Origin of the sequence: Amycolatopsis sp. GA6-003 (genome assembly GCF_046267895.1) — a bacterium.
In the GTDB taxonomy this organism is placed as follows: Bacteria; Actinomycetota; Actinomycetes; order Mycobacteriales; family Pseudonocardiaceae; genus Amycolatopsis.
The window spans coordinates 1,538,143-1,555,196 of record NZ_CP176499.1 but is presented as its reverse complement, the minus strand read 5'-3'; the positions used below and the strand labels follow the sequence as shown (position 1 = coordinate 1,555,196).

Genomic DNA, 17,054 nt, shown 5'->3' with positions numbered 1-17,054 from the left:
TATTCGTTCCCGGGCCGTCCCTCCGGTTAGCGCGGCCGGACAATCGCTCATTGCTCCGAATGGAGTCCGGCGGGACCGCGAGGCGCGCGTTCCGGGCAGTGCGGTCGCGCAACGCGGCGCTGCGGTGATTTTTATCGTGTTATGCTCGTCCAGGCCGATTTATGCTCGCCCAGTCCGCAGGCGGCTGGGTGTCAGGGGGAGTGGCAGGCTTCATCATGGCGGTGGCGACCGAACTCACGGGATTCCTGGAACGGTTGAACTGGACGCCCGAGCGGCTGGCGAGAGAGGTGAACCGGCTCTGCGGGCCGGGCACGGTCAGCGCCAAGGCCCCCTACCACTGGCTGCGCGGCTCGTATCCGCGCCGGGGGATCCCGGAAGCCGTGGCGAAGGTGCTGTCGGAGTACCTGCGCGAGCCGGTCGAGGTCGCCGAGATCTGGCCGGGGTCCGCGGGTCCGGCGGCGCGCCGGTCCGGCCCGGCGGAGATCACCCCGCTGGTCCAGGACTCGTGCAGTTCGGCGCGGCTGGTCCAGCAGGTTTCCGAGACGAACGCGGACGAGGCGACCCTCGACCAGCTCAACCACGAGCTGTCCGGATTGACGACCTCGTACCTGCACGTCGCGCCCGGCCCGCTGCTGTACCGCGCGGCGATGCTGCGCGACCGGGTCGCGAGACTGCTGCGCGGGCAGCAGAAGCTCGCCCAGCGGCGGGAACTGCTCGCGCTGGGCGCGCGGCTCTGCGCGCTCCTGGCGTGGATGTCCGAGGACCTCGGCGACCGCAACGCGGCGTACAACCACGCGGCCGCGGCGTGGGAGCTGGCCGACCTGGCGGACGACGACCGGGCGCGGCGCTGGGTGCGCGCCGCCCAGGCCCGGCAGTCGTACTGGCTGGGCAGCTTCGTCGAGTCCGCGCAGTTCGCGCTCGACGGCCTCGACCGGCCCGCGGACGACGAGCTGGGAGTCCTGCTGAAACTCCTGGCCGCGCGCGCGTGGGCGGCGGCAGGCATGGAGACCGAAGCCCGGCGCGCCCTCGGCGAATGGGCCGAGCAGGCGGAACCGGTGCGCGGCGTGGGCCTGTTCGCCCTCCGGCAGGACGGGCAGACCTACCTCGCCGGGCACACGATGCTGCTGCTGGACGACGCCGGGGCGGCGCTCGGCGAACTGCAGACCTCGCTCGGCCTGCTGGAACGCGAGCCGGTCGAGCAGCGGTCGTATTCCGTGGAAGCACTGGCCCGGATCGACGCCGCCCGCGCGCGGATCAGGCTGGGCGAGCCGGACGGCGTCGCCGAGATGCTCGTCCCGGTGCTGCGGCTTCCGCCGGAGAAGATGATCACCACGATCTCCGCCCTGCTCCGCGCCGCCGCCGAGGAACTGCACGGCGCGCCCGTCCCGTTCGCCGACGCCTCCGAACTCGGGGGGCGAATCGAGGAATTCCTGGTCTCCGCGGTCGCGGAGCGGGCGGCGGGAAGGGCGAGCTGAAAAAAGCCCCCACCGCTATTCTTTCGGGCCCGGTCGCCTTTTCCGGCGGCCGGGCCCGCTGCGTGAATTTCCTGGACAGTCCCGGTCAGCGGCCGGGGTCAGCGGTGCTGACCAAACTGACTTGTTGCTGACGAAGTTTACTGCAATTCGCTTGCTGCTCGCTGTCGGGGTCGCGTTCAATTAAAAGGAAAGCAGTCCACGGCGGCCCGGTCGAGGGCGCCTCGCCGACGATGCAGGGGAATCGGAGCGCGATGGATCGCGTGGTGTACACGAACCGGAAAGAATTCTCGCACGACCACATTGTTTCGGTGGCCAAGAAAGATCGTTTCGCGGTTGTCGTCAAGGGATTCTGCGATCCGGAAGTGCTGCGGATCGCCCAGGAGAAGCTCTCTTCCTACCGTGCGCGGGAGCAGTCGACGACGGACGCGCAGTTCTGGCGGATGGGATTCCCGTACTCGGAGATCGAGGACGAGACGACCCGGCGCCGCTACCACGACGAGGCGTTGTCCAGCATCGAGCGGCTCCGCTCGATGTTCGCCCCGTACGCGTCCCCGGAGGACGATCTCCGGCTGCTGCTCGACGAACGGTGGCGGGCGGGCGCGGAGCTGATGCGGGTGCGGGGCGAGAAGTGTTTCGTCGGCGTGTGCCGGTTCCAGGGCAACAACGTGGACCTGGTGCCGCACACCGACAAGGTCGAACGGTTCCTGCCCGCGGGGTACCAGTCCCGGCTGCAGGCGCAGCTGTCGACCAACATCTACGTCAGCATCCCCGAGGTCGGCGGGGAACTCGAGATGTGGGACATGGAGCCCGCCGAAGACGAATACCAGCGGATGGTGGGCGGGCGCAGCTACGGCATCGAACGCGACCGGCTGCCCGCGCCGGTCGCCGTCGTCAAGCCCGAGCCGGGCGATCTCGCGCTGCTCAACCCGAGGCTGATCCACGCGGTGCGCCCGTCCGGCGACGCCACCCGGATCACCATCGGCACCTTCATCGGGTACCTCGGCGAAGACGAGCCGCTCGTCTACTGGAGCTGACCGCCTCCCGCCTCCCGACTCTCCCGCGGCCCGGCCCGGCCGCGCGTTCCCGCCTGCCGTCGCGTTCCCGAGGGCGAACGCGATCGTCGTCCTGCGCTGACTCCTGGGGTGATCGATGACTTCTGTCGTGCCATTTGCCAACCGGTATTCGCTGACCGCCGCACAGCGCGAGGCGTGGCTGTCGGTCCAGCGGGACCCGGGCAGCGGGACACAGCGGATCGGCATCCTGTACGAGTGCGCCGGCGAGGTCGACCTGCCGGTGTTCGAGGAGGCGCTGCGCGGCGCGGTCGCGGAGGCGGAACCGTTGCACCTGTCGTTCGACGGAGAGCCGGAAAGCGTTGCAGGGCACCAGGTTCGCGGCGAAGCGGAGTGGGCGCTGCCCGTGTTCGACTTGAGCGGAGAGGCCGATCCGCGGGCGGCCGCCGCCGAATTGGCCCGCGCGGAACTGGCGCGGGTGCCGGACCCGGGACACGGTCCGCTGTTCCGGTTCGCGGTGTTCCGCTGGGGTCCGGGAAGCTTCGCGTGGTTCCAGGGCGCACATCGGCTGGTCGCCGACGAGACGTCGTTGTCCTTGCTGTGCCGGCGTACCGCTGAGCTGTACGACGCCTCCGCCGACGGCCGGCCGGCGCCGCCTTCGTGGTTCGGCTCGGTGCGGCAGATGGTCGATGCCGACCGCGATTATGCGTTGTCCACGGCGGAAATCGACCGCAAGTACTGGCACGAGCAGCTGGCCGTGCCGCCGGAACCGGTGCGCCTGGCCGAACCGGCCGGTGCGGCGCACCGCACGGACGATGCCGAACTGCCGGGCCTGCTCGCCGCCGCGCGCCGGACCGGGGTCCGGCCGGGCGACGTGCTGACGGCGGCGGTGGCGGTCTGCACGCACCGGATGACCGGGGCCGCCGATTTCGTTCTCGGGCTCTCGCTGCCCGCGCGCCCGGACGAAACCTCGGCGACGGTGCCCGGTCCGCTGGCCAACACGGTGCCGCTCCGGGTGCGGGTGAGTCCGGGCACTAGTCTCGGCGACTTCGTGCGCGAGGTCGCGGAGTCGGTCCGGGAGGCCGAACAGCACCAGCGGTACCGGGGCGAGGACGTCGCCCGGGAGGTCGGGATTCCCGGCGGGATCAGGGAATTCGCCGGTCCGACGGTGGTCTGGCGGCCCGAGCCGCGCGCAATCCGGCTCGCCGGCCGTCCGGTGACCGCGCGGCCGGTGCCCGGTGCGCCGCCGGCCGATCTGCTGGTGGCGGTGTCGGGCGCGCGGGTGCAGGTGGAGGCTCCCGGCGAGGCGGAGCCGCACCGGGAACGGCTGCAACGCCTGGCGACCGCGATCGCCGCCCGGCCGGGGACGCCGGTGGACGAGGTCGGGCTGCTCGGCGAGGACGAAGTGCGCCGCGTGCTCGTGGACTGGAGCGGCTCGTCGGACGAGATTCCCCCGGGGCTGGTGCACGAGTGGTTCGAAGCCCGCGCCGCGCTGCGGCCGGACGACGAGGCGGTGGTGTTCGGCAAGCACCGGCTGTCCTACGCCGAACTGGACGCGCGTTCGGCCGCCCTCGCGGCGGCGCTGACCGCTCGCGGCGCGGGGCCGGAGGCCGTCGTGGGCGTGGTTCTTCCCCGGTCGGCCGATTTCGTCGTCTCGGTGCTGGCGGTGCTGAAGGCCGGCGCCGCCTATCTCCCGATCGACCCGGAGTACCCCGCCGGCCGGATCCGCTTCCTGCTGGACGACGCGAAACCCGTGCTGGTTCTGTCCGAACCGGACCACGAGCGCCGGCTGAGCGACGGTTCGGTCCCGTGGCTGACCGTTCGCTCCCGGGTGCCGGACCCGGACCAGCCGGCGCGGCGCCGGGCCGATCCCCGGAATCCGGCGTACGTCATCTACACCTCGGGCTCGACCGGCACCCCGAAGGGCGTCACGGTGCCGCACCAGGGTCTGCCCGGTCTGGTCTCCGCGCAGGCGGCCCGGTGGGAAGTGCGGCCGGGGAGCCGGGTGCTGCAGTTCGCGTCCCCCAGCTTCGACGCGTCCGTTTCCGATATTTTCGTCGCGTTGTGCACCGGCGCGACGCTGGTGCTCGCCCCGGCGGACGACTTGCTTCCCGGCTCCGCGCTGGCCGAAACCGTGCGGCGGCACCGAGTTACCCACCTCAAGCTGCCGCCGAGCGCGCTCGCCGCGATGTCCCCTGACGAGCTGCCGCCCGGGGTGACGGTGAGCGTCGCGGGGGAGGCATCCTCCGCCGAACTCGTCCGGAAGTGGTCCGCGGGGCGGCGGATGTTCAACGTCTACGGTCCGACCGAGACGACCGTGTGCGCCGCGATGAGCGACGAGCTCGCGGCCGACGCCGGGCCGCCGCCGATCGGACGGCCGCTGCCCGGCCACCGGCTGTACGTGCTGGACGCGGGTTTCTCGCCGGTTCCGGCAGGCGTGACCGGCGAGTTGTTCATCGCCGGGACCGGGATCGCGCGCGGGTACGCGGACCGTGCGGGGCTGACGGCCGACCGGTTCGTGGCGTGCCCGTTCGGCGTGGGCGAACGGATGTACCGGACCGGCGACCTGGTGCGGTGGCGCGAGGACGGCCGGCTGGAGTTCGTCGGCCGGGCCGATGACCAGGTGAAGGTGCGGGGCTTCCGGATCGAGCTGGGCGAGGTGGAAACGGCGCTGGCGGCCTGCCCGGGAGTCGGCCGGGCGGCCGCGGCGGTCCGCTCCGACGCCTCGGGCGACCAGCGGCTGATCGGCTACGTCGCGGCCGCGGAGGGCGCGACCGCCGACCCCGTCGCGATCCGGAACCTGCTGCGGGAGCGGCTGCCGGAGCACTTGGTCCCGGCGGTGGTGCTCGCGCTGGACGACTTTCCCCGCACTCCCAACGGAAAACTGGACCGGCGGGCCCTGCCGGAGCCCGCGTTCGCGGCGCATTCGCCGGGACCGCGCACGCCAGTGGAGGAGGTCGTCGCGGGCCTGTTCGCCCAGGTGCTCGGATTGTCCGACGTGGGCGTGGCGGACAGCTTCTTCGAACTCGGCGGGCATTCCCTGTCCGCGACCCGGCTGGCCGCGAAACTGCGGTCGGTCTTCGGCGTGGAACTCGGCGTCCGGGAGCTGTTCCGGGCGCCGACCGTGGCCGCGCTCAGCCGCTGGCTGTCCGGCGCGCGGCGGGCCCGGCCCGCGCTGCGGCCGATGCCGAGACCCGCCCGGCCCGCGCTGTCGTTCGCGCAGTCCCGGCTGTGGTTCCTGCACCAGCTGGAGGGGCCGTCGCCGACCTACAACATCACCTCGGCGCTGCGCCTGACCGGCACGGTGGACCGGTCCTCGCTCGCCGAGGCCCTGGCCGATCTCGTACAGCGGCACGAAAGCCTGCGGACGGTCTTCGCCGAACACGACGGGGTCCCGTGGCAGCGCGTCCTCGACGGCGACGACGCCCGTCCGGACCTCGCGACCGTCCGCGTGCGCTCGGCCGGCCTCGACGAGGAACTGCGCCGCGCGGCCCGCCACGCGTTCCGGCTCGGCGAAGAACTGCCGATCCGCGGCACCCTGTTCCAGGTCGAGGACCGGCCCGCGGAACACGTCCTGCTGCTCGCGGTGCACCACATCACCGGGGACGGCTGGTCGATGGAGAAGCTGTGGCGCGATCTCGCCGCGGCGTACCGGGCGCGGCTCGCCGGCGCGAAACCGGACTGGCCCGCGCTGCCGGTGCAGTACGCCGACTACACCCAGTGGCAGCAGGAAGTGTTGCGGGACCACGGGAAAGCGCAGCTGGACTACTGGAGCCGGAAACTGGCCGGGGCTCCGGAGCGGATGTCGCTGCCGACCGACCGGCCGCATCCGGACGTGATGTCCTACCGGGGCGAGACCTTCCTCGTCCGGTGGGATTCCGCGCTGCACGCGCGGCTGTCCGCGCTGGCCGCGGAATGCGAAGCCAGCATGTTCATGGTGGTCCACGCCGCGCTGGCGGCGCTGCTTTCCCGGCTCGGCGCGGGCGACGACGTGCTCGTCGGCGGCCCGACCGCGGGCCGGCTGGACGAGGCGCTGGACGACCTGGTCGGCTTCTTCGTCAACACCCTGGTGCTGCGGGTCGACACCGGGGGCGGGCCGAGTTTCCGCACGCTGCTCGCCCGGGTGCGGGAAACCGACCTGGACGCCTACGCCCATCAGGACGTGCCGTTCGAACAGGTCGTGGAGGCGGTCAACCCGGCGCGCTCGCTGGCGCACCATCCGCTCTTCCAGGTCAGCCTGGCCTGGCAGATCTCGCGCGGCGAGCCGGATCTCCCCGGAGCCGAGGCGGAGACGGTGTTCGTGGACAACGGGACCGCGAAGTTCGACCTGACGTTCCACTTCTTCGAGCGCCGGACGGACGGCGGCGATCCGCTGGGGCTCGAAGCGCTGGTCGAATACAACACCGACGTATTCGACCGGTCCGCCGCGGAAGCCATCGCCGGACGGCTCGAACGGCTGGTGCGCGCCGCCGCCGAGGATCCGGACCGCGGCCTCGACCGCGTCGATCTGCTCACGCCCGCCGAAAGGCGGCAGGTGCTCGGCGACGGGACGGGCCCGGCAGCTGTCCGGCCGCCGGGATTGGTGCACGACTGGTTCCGGAGCCAGGCGAAGAGCTGCCCGGACGCGGTCGCGCTCGTCTGGGGCCAGCAGCCGACGACTTACGCCGAACTGGACGCCGCGTCGGACGAACTGGCCGCGGCGCTCGTCGCCCGGGGAATCGGACCCGAGCAGCTCGTCGCGCTCGTCCTGCCGCGCGGTCCGGAATTGGTCGCGGCCTTGCTGGCGGTGCTGAAAACGGGAGCCGCGTACGTGCCGGTGGATCCGGACTACCCGGCCGAGCGGGTGCGCTTCGTTCTCGAGGACGCGGGAGCCGCGCTCGTGCTGTCGACCGCGGAACTGGCCGCCCGGTTCGGCGCCGCGTCCTGGACGGTGCTGGAGGACCTGGACCGGCCGGCCGGAGCGCCAGCGCCGGCCCGGGCAGCCGATCCGGGGAACCCGGCCTACGTGATCTACACGTCGGGCTCGACCGGCAAGCCGAAGGGCGTGGCGGTCCCGCATCGCGCGCTGGCGAACTTCCTCGCGTCGATGGCCGAACGATTTCCGCTGGGCCCGGACGACCGCTGGCTGGCCGTCACCACCGTTTCGTTCGACATCGCGGGCCTCGAGCTGCTGCTCCCGCTGATCCGGGGCGCCGCCGTCGTGCTCGCCGACCGCGACACCGTGCGCGATCCGGGCGAACTGGCGCGGGCGATTTCCCGGCAGGCGGTCACGGTCATGCAGGCGACCCCGTCTCTGTGGCGGACGCTCGTTCCCGAGCACGCCGGGGTGCTTTCCGGTCTGCGCGTGCTCGCCGGCGGCGAGGCCCTGCCCGCGGATCTCGCCCGCGAGCTGTGCGCGGCGGGGGCGCGGGTGACCAACCTGTACGGCCCGACCGAGACCACCGTCTGGTCCAGCGCCGCGCCCGTGTCGGCGGACGAACCGGTCTCGCTCGGCAGTCCACTGTGGAATACCCGGTTGTACGTGCTGGACTCCGGGCTCTCGCCGGTCCCGGCGGGCGTGGCCGGCGAGCTGTACATCGCCGGCGACGGAGTCGCGCGGGGCTACGCGGGGCGCGGGGGCCTGACGGCCGACCGGTTCGTGGCGTGCCCGTTCGGAACCGGGGAGCGGATGTACCGGACCGGCGACCTGGTGCGGTGGCGCGGCGACGGACGGCTGGAGTTCGTCGGCCGGGCCGACGACCAGGTCAAGGTGCGGGGTTTCCGGATCGAGCCGGGGGAGGTGGAAGCGGCGCTGGCGGCCTGCCCCGGGGTCGGCCGCGCGGTCGTCACGGCCCGTCCGGACAGCTTCGGGGACCAGCGGCTGATCGGGTACCTCGTCCCGGGCGGCGACCGGGCCGCGGCCGAGGAGCAGCGGGCCCGGCAGGTGGAGGACTGGCAGCGGATCTGGGACGACGCTTACCGTTCCGCCGACGACGCCGACTGGGGCGAGGACTTCTCCGGGTGGAATTCCAGCTTCGACGACGCGCCGATCCCGGTCGCCGAGATGCGGGAATGGCTGGACCACACGATCGCGTCGCTGCGGCGGCTGCGGCCGAAGCGGGTGCTGGAGATCGGCGTGGGCACCGGGCTCCTGCTGTCGCGGCTGGCCCCGGACTGCGAGGAGTACTGGGGGCTCGACCTTTCCGGCACGGTCGTCGAGGCGCTCGGCCGCCGGGCCGCCGCCGATCCGGTGCTGCGGGACCGGGTCCGGCTCCGCCGCGGGAGCGCCGACGACCTCGGCGACCTTCCCCGGGGCCGCTTCGACACCGTGGTGCTGAACTCGGTCGTCCAGTACTTCCCGGGCGGCGACTACCTGGCGGAGGTGCTGGAGTCGCTCGTGTCGCTGCTCGCGCCCGGCGGGAAGGTGTTCGTCGGCGACGTGCGCGACCTGCGGCTGGCTCCGCTGTTCCACACCGCGGTCGCGGCGGCCCGCCGCACCGGGGAAGAGGATCCGGCGCGGGTGCGGGCGGCGGCGGAGCAGCAGCTGAGCCGGGAGAACGAATTGCTGGTCCCGCCGGGGTTCTTCGCGGCGCTGAGCCGGGACCTCCCGGCGATCACCGCCGCCGAGGCGACCCTCAAGCGCGGCCGCTACGACAATGAGCTTTCCCGGTACCGGTACGACGTCGTCCTGCGCACCGCGCCCGCGCCGGAGATCGCCCCGGAAAGCCTCCCGGCGGCTCCCGCGCGCAGCGTCGAAGAACTGGCGGAATGGCTGGAAAGCGCGCCGCGGGGCGACTTCCGGCTCGTCGGCCTGCCCGACCGGCGGCTGGCCGGCGAGGCGGCCGCGCACGCCGCGCTGGCGGACGGCCGTCCGATGGCCGAGGTCCTCTCCGCGTTCGCCCGGACCGAGGGACTGGTGCCCGAGGACCTGCAGGAGGCGGGTGCGCGGTTCGGCTACCGGGTGAGCACGCAGGTGTCGGACAGCGGGCCGGGCCGGTTCGACGCGTATTTCCTTTCCTCGCCGGACGTTTCGGTGGCCATCGCGGACGGCTCGCGGCGCACGAACAGCCCCGCCGCCTCCGGCGATTTCGGACGGCTGGCCTCCGCCGCGAAGGAGTTCGCGGCCGCCCGGCTCCCCGAGTACATGGTCCCGTCGGCGATCCTGGTTCTCGACGAGTTTCCGCTGACCCCCAACGGCAAGATCGACCGCAAGGCGCTGCCCGCGCCGCTCGCCGGGGCGGCGGGCCGGTCGCGGAAACCGCGCACGCCGGTCGAGGAGGTGCTGACCGGGCTCTTCGCCGAGGTGCTGGGCCTGCCCGAGGTCGGGGCCGAGGAGAGCTTCTTCGACCTCGGCGGCCATTCGCTGCTCGCGACCCGGCTGATGGACCGGGTGCGCTCGACGTTCGGGGCCGACCTCGGGGTACGGGTGCTGTTCGAGGCCCCGACGAGCGCCGCGCTGGCCCGGCGGCTCGGCGCGGACCGGGAAGGGGACGGCCTGAAAGTCCTTTTCGGACTCCGCACCCGGGGAGCGCTGCCGCCGTTGTTCTGCGTGCATCCGCTCGGCGGCCTCGGCTGGCCGTACGCGGGCCTGCTGCGCTACCTCGAGCGGGACCGGCCGCTGTACGTGCTGCAGTCGCGCGGCATCGGGGAGCCCGGCGCCCTCCCGGAGTCGGTCGCGGAGATGGCCGCCGACTACGCGGACCGACTGCGTTCGGTGCAGCCGTCCGGTCCGTACCACTTGCTCGGCTGGTCGTTCGGCGGCGCGGTGGCCCAGGCCGTCGCGGTCCTGCTGACCGAGCAGGGAGAGCAGGTGGACCTGCTGGCCGTGCTCGACGCCGGACCGGCCGTGCGCGATCCCGGCCGCTCGCCGGAACTCGGCGACGAGGAAGTGCTGGCACTGCTGTGCGAGGCGACGGGCGCGGACCCCGGCGGGATGGAACGGGAAGGAGGCGGGCTGGCCGGATTCGCCCGCGCGGCCGGGGAATCCGGCGGAGCGCTCGCCGAACTCGCCCGCGACGAGGCCGCGTTCGCCGCCCTGGTCGGCGTCCTCCGCCGCAACTACCGGCTGCACCAGGAGCATCGGGCCGAGCGGTATTCCGGGGACCTGGTGCTGTTCCGCGCGACCGGTTCGCCGGGGCAGCCGCGGGACCTGGCCGCCGAATGGCGTCCGTACGTCGAGGGCAGGCTGGACGTGCACGACGTGGCGAGCCCGCACGAGCGGCTGTTGCGGCCCGAGGCGCTGGCGGAGATCGGCCCGGTCCTGGCCGCCGCGCTCGCGGCCGGACGGAAGTAGGCCGCGATGACCGACGACCTCCCGCCCGGCCCGCGCCGGGCAGCGCTCGCCGACGCGGTGCGGCCGGAAGACCGCCCGCGGCCGGTTCCGGCCAAGGTCGTGCCGCTGCGCCGGCCCGGCAGGTGGATCGCCGCCGTCCTCGCCCTCGGCTGCCTGGCCTTCCTGCTCCGCTCGGTGGCGACGAACCCGAACTTCGACTGGCCGATCGCCGCGCGCTACTTCACTTCCCGCGCGGTGCTGGACGGCCTGGTGGTCACGCTGTGGCTGACCGCGGTGACGGTGGTGGCCGGGTTCGTGCTCGGCATCGTGCTCGCGGTCATGCGGATCTCCGGCAACCCGGTGCTCGCGTCGCTCAGCTGGGGCTACGTCTGGCTGTTCCGGTCGACCCCGCTGCTGGTGCAGCTGCTGTTCTGGTTCAATATCGGAGCGCTGTACCCGACGCTGTCCATCGGGATCCCGTTCGGCCCGACGCTGCAGACGATCGACCTGGTCAACCTCATCGGCCCGACCGCGGCGGCGGTGATCGGCCTCGTCCTGCACGAGGCGGCCTACGCGGCGGAGATCGTCCGCGGCGGGCTGCTTTCGGTCGACCAGGGGCAGGTCGAGGCAGCGCAGGCGCTGGGCCTGCGGCCGTGGCGCACGTTCCGCCGGATCGTGCTGCCGCAGGCCATGCGCTCCATCGTCCCGGCCGCGGGCAACATGCTGATCGGCACGCTGAAGGGCACGTCGATGGTCAGCGTGCTCGCGGTGGAGGACCTGCTCTACGCGGTGCAGCTGATGTACAACCGCAACTACCGGATCATTCCGCTGCTGCTGGTGGCGACCCTGTGGTACGTCCTCGTCACGAGCCTGCTCTCGGTGGTGCAGTACTACGTCGAACGCTTCTACGCCAGGGGTGCGCTGCGCGAACTGCCGCCGGCCCCGTTGCAGCGGCTGCGTTCCCGGTGGCGGGCCCTGCGCGGGAGTCCCGGCGCCGGCCGGCCCGGACGGGAGGGCGCATGAGCGAGCCGGAACGGCTGATGGTGCGGGCGCGCGGGGTGACGAAGAGGTTCGGCGCGATTCCCGTGCTGCGCGGCGTCGACCTCGACGTGCGGCCGGGCGAGGTCACCTGCGTGATCGGCCCGTCGGGTTCGGGCAAGAGCACCCTGCTGCGCTGCCTGAACCACCTGGAGAAGATCGACGGCGGGGAGATCGAGATCGACGGCGGGCTGCTCGGCTACCGGCGCCGCAAGGGCAGGCTGTACGAGCTGAAGGAATCCGCGATCGCCCGCAGGCGGGCCGAGATCGGCATGGTGTTCCAGAGCTTCAACCTGTTCCCGCATCTGACCGTGCTGGACAACCTCGTCGAGGCTCCGATCGCGGTGCGCGGCCGCTCCCGCGCCGAAGCCGAGCGCACGGCCGCGGACCTGCTCGCCAAGGTCGGGCTCAGCGGCCGGGAACACGCCTATCCGCGGCAGCTTTCCGGCGGGCAGCAGCAGCGCATCGCCATCGCCCGCGCGCTCGCGGTCGACCCCAAGCTCCTCCTGTTCGACGAGCCGACCAGCGCGCTCGACCCCGAACTCGTCGGCGAGGTGCTGGCGGTGATGCGGGGAACTCGCGGCGGGCGGCATGACGATGGTGGTGGTCACGCACGAGATGAGCTTCGCCAGAGAGGTCGCCGACACCGTCGTCTTCTTCGACGGCGGCGAGGTGGTCGAGCACGGTCCGCCGGAGCGGGTGCTGGGTTCTCCGGAGCACGCGCGGACCCGCGCGTTCCTGTCCCGGGTGCAGGTCCAGCCGTGAGGGCCACGGCGCTCGCGGCGTGGTGCTGCGGGATCCTGCTCGCCGCCGGGTGCGCGGCGGGCGGCGTGCCGGCCGAGGACGCCGACCCGGTCGCGGACGTGGTGTCCGGGGTCGCGACGGACCCCGCGCTCGCGGCGGCGGTTCCGGCGGGAATCCGGGCGAGCGGGCGGATCCGCGTGGCGACGTCGGCGAAGGGCAGCCCGCCGATCCGCTACCGCTCGGAGGAGACCGGCCGGCTGATCGGGGTCGAGATGGACCTGCAGCACGCGGTCGGCCGCGTCCTCGGGATCCGGATGGACTCCGAGGAGGCCACCTTCGACGAGATCCTGCCCGCGCTCGGCTCGGGCCGCTACGACGTCGGCCAAGGGAACTTCGGCGTCACCGAGGAGCGCAAGAAGGTCGTCGACTTCGTCACCTACTACACCGACGGCTTCGGCTTCCTGGTCCGCGCCGGGCGGCGCCAGGATCCGGTGTCGGGGCCGGTCGATCTGTGCGGGCTGCGGATCGGGGCGGTCGCGGGCACGAGCTTCGAGCAGCTCCTGCGGCAGCGGGCGGGCGAGTGCGCCGCGAAATCCCGGGAGCCGTACCGGGTTTCGGTGTACCGCAGCACCGCCGACGCCATGCTCGCGTTGTCGCAGAACAAAATGGACGTGCTCGTCTCCTCCAGCGTGTTCCTGCAGTACGCCGCGCAGCGGCTGCGGGGCCGGATGGTCTTCGTGAACAAGATCTACGAGGAGCAGGTGGGCTTCGTGGTCAAACGCGGTTCCCCGCTGGCCGAGCCGCTGCGGGCGGCGGTGCAGCGGCTGATCGACGACGGGACCTACCGCCGGATCATGGCGAAGTGGGGGCTGGAGCCGGCGTCGATCCGGCATTCGGAAGTGAATCCGCCCGGTCTGCGGTGAAAGGAGCCGAGGTGCGGACGCTGGGAGTGGTGACGATCGGGCAGACCCCGCGCGCGGACGTCACGGCGGAGCTGGAGCCGCTGCTGCCGCCGTGCCGGATCGTCGAACACGGCGCGCTGGACGGGCTGGACGCGGAAGCGCTCGCCGCGCTGCGGCCCGGGCCCGGCCAGGCGTCGCTCGCCACCACGCTGGCGGGCGGACGGCCGGTGGTGTACCGCCACGAGGCCGCCGAACCGCTGGTGGGCGCGGCGGTGCGGCGGGCGGAGGAGGACGGCGCGGACGTCGTGCTGCTGGCCTGCGGAGGAGCCTTCGGCGCGCTGGCGCACCGAAAACCGTTGCTGCGCACCGAAATTCTGGCCCAGCAAGGAGTGCGGGCGCTCGCCGGCGGGATGCGCGTCGGCGTGCTGCGCCCGCTGGCCGGGCAGGTCGAGGAGGCCCGGCTGGCCTGGCGCCGGGTGCTCGGGACCGACCAGGTGGTCGTGGACGCGGTCAATCCGTTCGACGCGCGTCCGGCCGATCTCGCGGCCGCGGCGGCGGGCCTGACCGGCCGGTGCGACGTGCTGGTCCTGGACTGCTTCGGCTTCGGCGAACGGATGCGGGCGGCCGCGGCGCGCGAGTTCGGCGGCCCGGTGCTGCTGATCCGGAGCGTCGCGGCGAGGCTGACCGCCGAGTTCCTGGCGGGGGTCTGACATGGCGGAGCTGGCCGCCGGACCCGCGCGCCGGGACGGCATGGACGCCCGCGCGCGGCGGAAATCGCTGCTGGCCAGCGTGCTGGGCAACGCGCTGGAGTGGTACGACTGGAACGTCTACGCGGTTTTCGCGACCTTCCTCGCCTCGGCGCTGTTCGACCGGACCGACCGCGTTTCCGCGCTGCTGAGCACCTTCGCGGTGTTCGCCGTCGGTTTCGTCACCCGGCCGCTGGGCGGGATCGTGTTCGGGCTGCTGGCCGACCGCATCGGCCGCCGGGGCGTGCTGGTGGCGACCATGCTCACCACCGCGGGCGCCAGTCTCGTCGTCGGCGTGCTGCCCGGCTACGCGCACCTCGGCACGTGGTCCTCGGCGATCCTCCTGGTGGCCCGCCTCGCCCAGGGGATGGGGCACGGCGGCGAGTCCTCGGCCTCCTACGCCTACGTCGCCGAGATCGCTCCGCGGGAACGGCGCGGGCTGTGGTCCAGCTCGGTCTTCCTGAGCGTGTCCGCAGGCACGCTGCTGGCCACCGGACTCGGAGCGGTGCTGACCGCGACGCTGACCCCGGGGCAACTGGCCGAGTGGGGCTGGCGGGTGCCGTTCCTGGTGGGCGGCGTGCTCGGGCTGTTCGCGCTCTATCTGCGGCGCAACGCCGAAGAAAGCGACGTGTTCAAAGAAATGCCGGCCGGCGCCCGGCCCTGGCCGCGAAAGCGCTTGTTCGGCGCGGGCCTCCGGATCGTGGCGATCAGCGCGGCGATCGGCGTCATGTACTACTCGTGGATCGTGTTCGGGGTCGGCAACGCGGTCAGCAGGCACGGGATGCCCAGCAGTTCGGCGTTCGCCGCGGGGTTCCTCGCCCAGTCCGCGGTGCTGTTCGTGCTCCCGTTGTGGGGCAGGCTGTCCGACCGGATCGGGCGCAAGCCGGTGGTGCTGGTGTTCGCGCTGGGCTCGGCCGCGCTCGCCTTCCCGATCACCGCCGTCGTCACCGACCAGGGCTGGACTTTGTTCGTCTCCGAATTCACGGCGGCGCTGCTGTGGTCGGCGGTCGCGGCGGTGTATCCGGCTGTGGTTTCGGAGATGCTGCCTACTTCGTCGCGGGGGACGGGGATCGGGATCGCGAGTTCGTTGTCGAACGCGGTGTTCGGCGGGACTGCTCCGTATCTCGGTGAGTTGTTCGAGGCGTGGCGTCTGTCGTGGGTGTTCACTTGCTATGTCGTCGTGTTGTGTTTGATCGCCGCGGTGGCGGTGGCGACGATGAGGGAAACCCGGGGGATCGAACTGTCCCAAGTGGACTGAGGGGCGGGGCTCGGGAAGAGCCCCGCCCCCGGATCACTCGCGGACGGCGGGGACGTCGGCTGCTTCCCGTTCCGGGGCCGCTTCCGTCGCGGCGGAGCGCCCGCGGCCCAGCAGGAAGATCGTCGTCATCGCGACCACCGAGATGCCCGCCAGGAGCAGCATCGTCGCGTTGTTGCCCGCGGCGAAGAGCGAGTCCGTCAGGCCGTCGGCGGCCGCGCGGTCGAGGCCGGTGTGCTGCTGGAGCAGGTCGCTCGCCGAGCCTGGCTTCGCGACGACGTCCGCGGTCCACGGGCCGGGCGCGACCTGCTTCGCGGCGAGGTCGTCGTGCAGGGCGCCTCCGGCGACGCCGCGGAACAGCGTCATGCCGAGCGCGAGCCCGACCGCGCCGCCGAAGTTGTGGAAGGTCCAGGTGGCTCCGACCGCGAGGCCGGACAGCCGCGGGGGAACCGAGGAAAGCGCGGCCACCGCGGACGGCCCCAGCACGAACGCCCAGCCGATGCCCATCAGGGCGAACGCGACGATCACGAAGCCGAGCCCGCTCGTCGCGTCCAATTGGGACTGCAGGAGCGCCGAAAGCGCGAAGGCGGCGAATCCGGTGCTGAGCACGACGATCGGGCCGACGCGGTCGACCAGCCTGCCGACGAACGGCGAAAGCACCGCCATGGTCGCGGTCGTCGGCAGCATCATCAGGCCGATCGCCACGTCCCCGTAGTGCCGGACGGTGCTCAGGTAGAGCGGCATGAGGAACAGCGCCGTGGCGTAGAAGAAGGCGAGCGAGAACTCCGCGGTCACCGCGCTGAGGAACAGCTTGCGGGCCAGCAGCCGGAACGGCACGAGCGGGTACTTCTGCCGCCCGTCGACGAGGACGAAGACCACGAGCGAGACCGCGCCGGCGACGAGGCTGCCGAGCACCTGCCAGGAACCCCAGCCGAAGGTGTCGCCGAAGGTGAAGCCGAAGATCACGCCGGAGAGCCCGAGAGCGAGCAGGACGAGCCCGGGCCAGTCGAGCTTCACGTCCCCGTCCGCCTTCGATTCGGTGAGGCTGACCGAGCAGATCGCCAGCGAGACGACCACCAGCGGCACGTTCACGAGGAAGACCCAGTGCCAGCTCAGCGCGCCGACGATCAGCCCGCCGAGCATCGGGCCGACGGCGAGGCCGATCCCGTTCACCGCGAACAGCATGCCGATCGCCCGTCCGCGCTGGGCTTCCGGGAAAGCGTTGGACACGATCGTGCTGGAACTCGTGTACAGCACCGCGCACGACGCGCCCTGCAGGAACCGGAAGAACACCAGCAGCGGGATCGTCGGGGCCAGCCCGGCGCCGAGCGAAGCCAGTCCGAAGAGGACAGTCCCGGCGTAGAGCACCTTGCGCCTGCCGAGGATGTCCGAGAGCCGGCCCGCGGTCACCATGAACATCGAAAGCGCGACGAGGAAGATGTTGACGATCAGCTGCGTCTGCGTCATCGTCGTGCCGAGATCGCGGGCGATGTCGGGTGCGGCGGTGTTGACGATGGTCAGGTCGATGCAGCCGAGAAAACTCACGATGCCGACTCCCGTCAGCACCCACCATTTCCTGCTGTTTTCGCCGATCACGCCGGTGTTCTCCTCAGGGGTTCGTCGTCGGGAAAGG

8 protein-coding genes and 1 pseudogene are annotated in these 17,054 nt (G+C 72.4%); 8 read left to right on the top strand and 1 reads right to left on the bottom strand.

Features of this window, described 5'->3' with window-relative positions:
• Positions 1-200: 200 nt before the first annotated feature.
• The 8 genes and pseudogenes from F9C12_RS06440 (at position 201) to F9C12_RS06405 (ending at position 15,424) form a co-directional block, all read left to right on the top strand.
• A complete protein-coding gene (locus F9C12_RS06440) occupies positions 201-1,475 on the top strand; it encodes a hypothetical protein (protein WP_409181055.1) in 1,275 nt (424 codons plus the stop codon).
• A 251-nt stretch (positions 1,476-1,726) separates the two neighbouring features.
• Positions 1,727-2,509 (top strand): 2OG-Fe(II) oxygenase, encoded by a 783-nt coding sequence (locus tag F9C12_RS06435; protein ID WP_409181054.1) that lies wholly within the window; start codon positions 1,727-1,729, stop codon positions 2,507-2,509.
• 115 nt (positions 2,510-2,624) lie between these two features.
• Positions 2,625-10,757, top strand: a complete 8,133-nt coding sequence (locus tag F9C12_RS06430) for an amino acid adenylation domain-containing protein (protein ID WP_409465155.1) — start codon at positions 2,625-2,627, stop codon at positions 10,755-10,757.
• A 6-nt stretch (positions 10,758-10,763) separates the two neighbouring features.
• Positions 10,764-11,759 (top strand): amino acid ABC transporter permease, encoded by a 996-nt coding sequence (locus tag F9C12_RS06425; RefSeq protein WP_409465154.1) that lies wholly within the window; start codon positions 10,764-10,766, stop codon positions 11,757-11,759.
• Positions 11,756-12,539, top strand: a pseudogene (locus F9C12_RS06420) (amino acid ABC transporter ATP-binding protein). Before F9C12_RS06425 ends, F9C12_RS06420 begins: the two are co-directional and overlap by 4 nt.
• On the top strand, positions 12,536-13,441 hold the full coding sequence (locus F9C12_RS06415) for an ABC transporter substrate-binding protein (protein ID WP_409465153.1): 906 nt from the start codon (positions 12,536-12,538) through the stop codon (positions 13,439-13,441). The pseudogene F9C12_RS06420 and the gene F9C12_RS06415 overlap by 4 nt, the downstream one beginning before the upstream one ends.
• A gap of 11 nt (positions 13,442-13,452) precedes the next feature.
• Positions 13,453-14,130, top strand: a complete 678-nt coding sequence (locus F9C12_RS06410) for an AroM family protein (protein ID WP_409465152.1) — start codon at positions 13,453-13,455, stop codon at positions 14,128-14,130.
• A 1-nt stretch (position 14,131) separates the two neighbouring features.
• Positions 14,132-15,424, top strand: coding sequence for an MFS transporter (locus F9C12_RS06405; RefSeq protein ID WP_409465151.1), 1,293 nt, complete (start codon positions 14,132-14,134; stop codon positions 15,422-15,424).
• A gap of 33 nt (positions 15,425-15,457) precedes the next feature.
• On the opposite strand, the gene F9C12_RS06400 is transcribed toward F9C12_RS06405, so the two are convergent.
• Entirely contained in the window at positions 15,458-17,017 is a 1,560-nt protein-coding gene (locus tag F9C12_RS06400) for an MFS transporter (protein WP_409465150.1), read from the bottom strand.
• Positions 17,018-17,054: the final 37 nt, after the last annotated feature.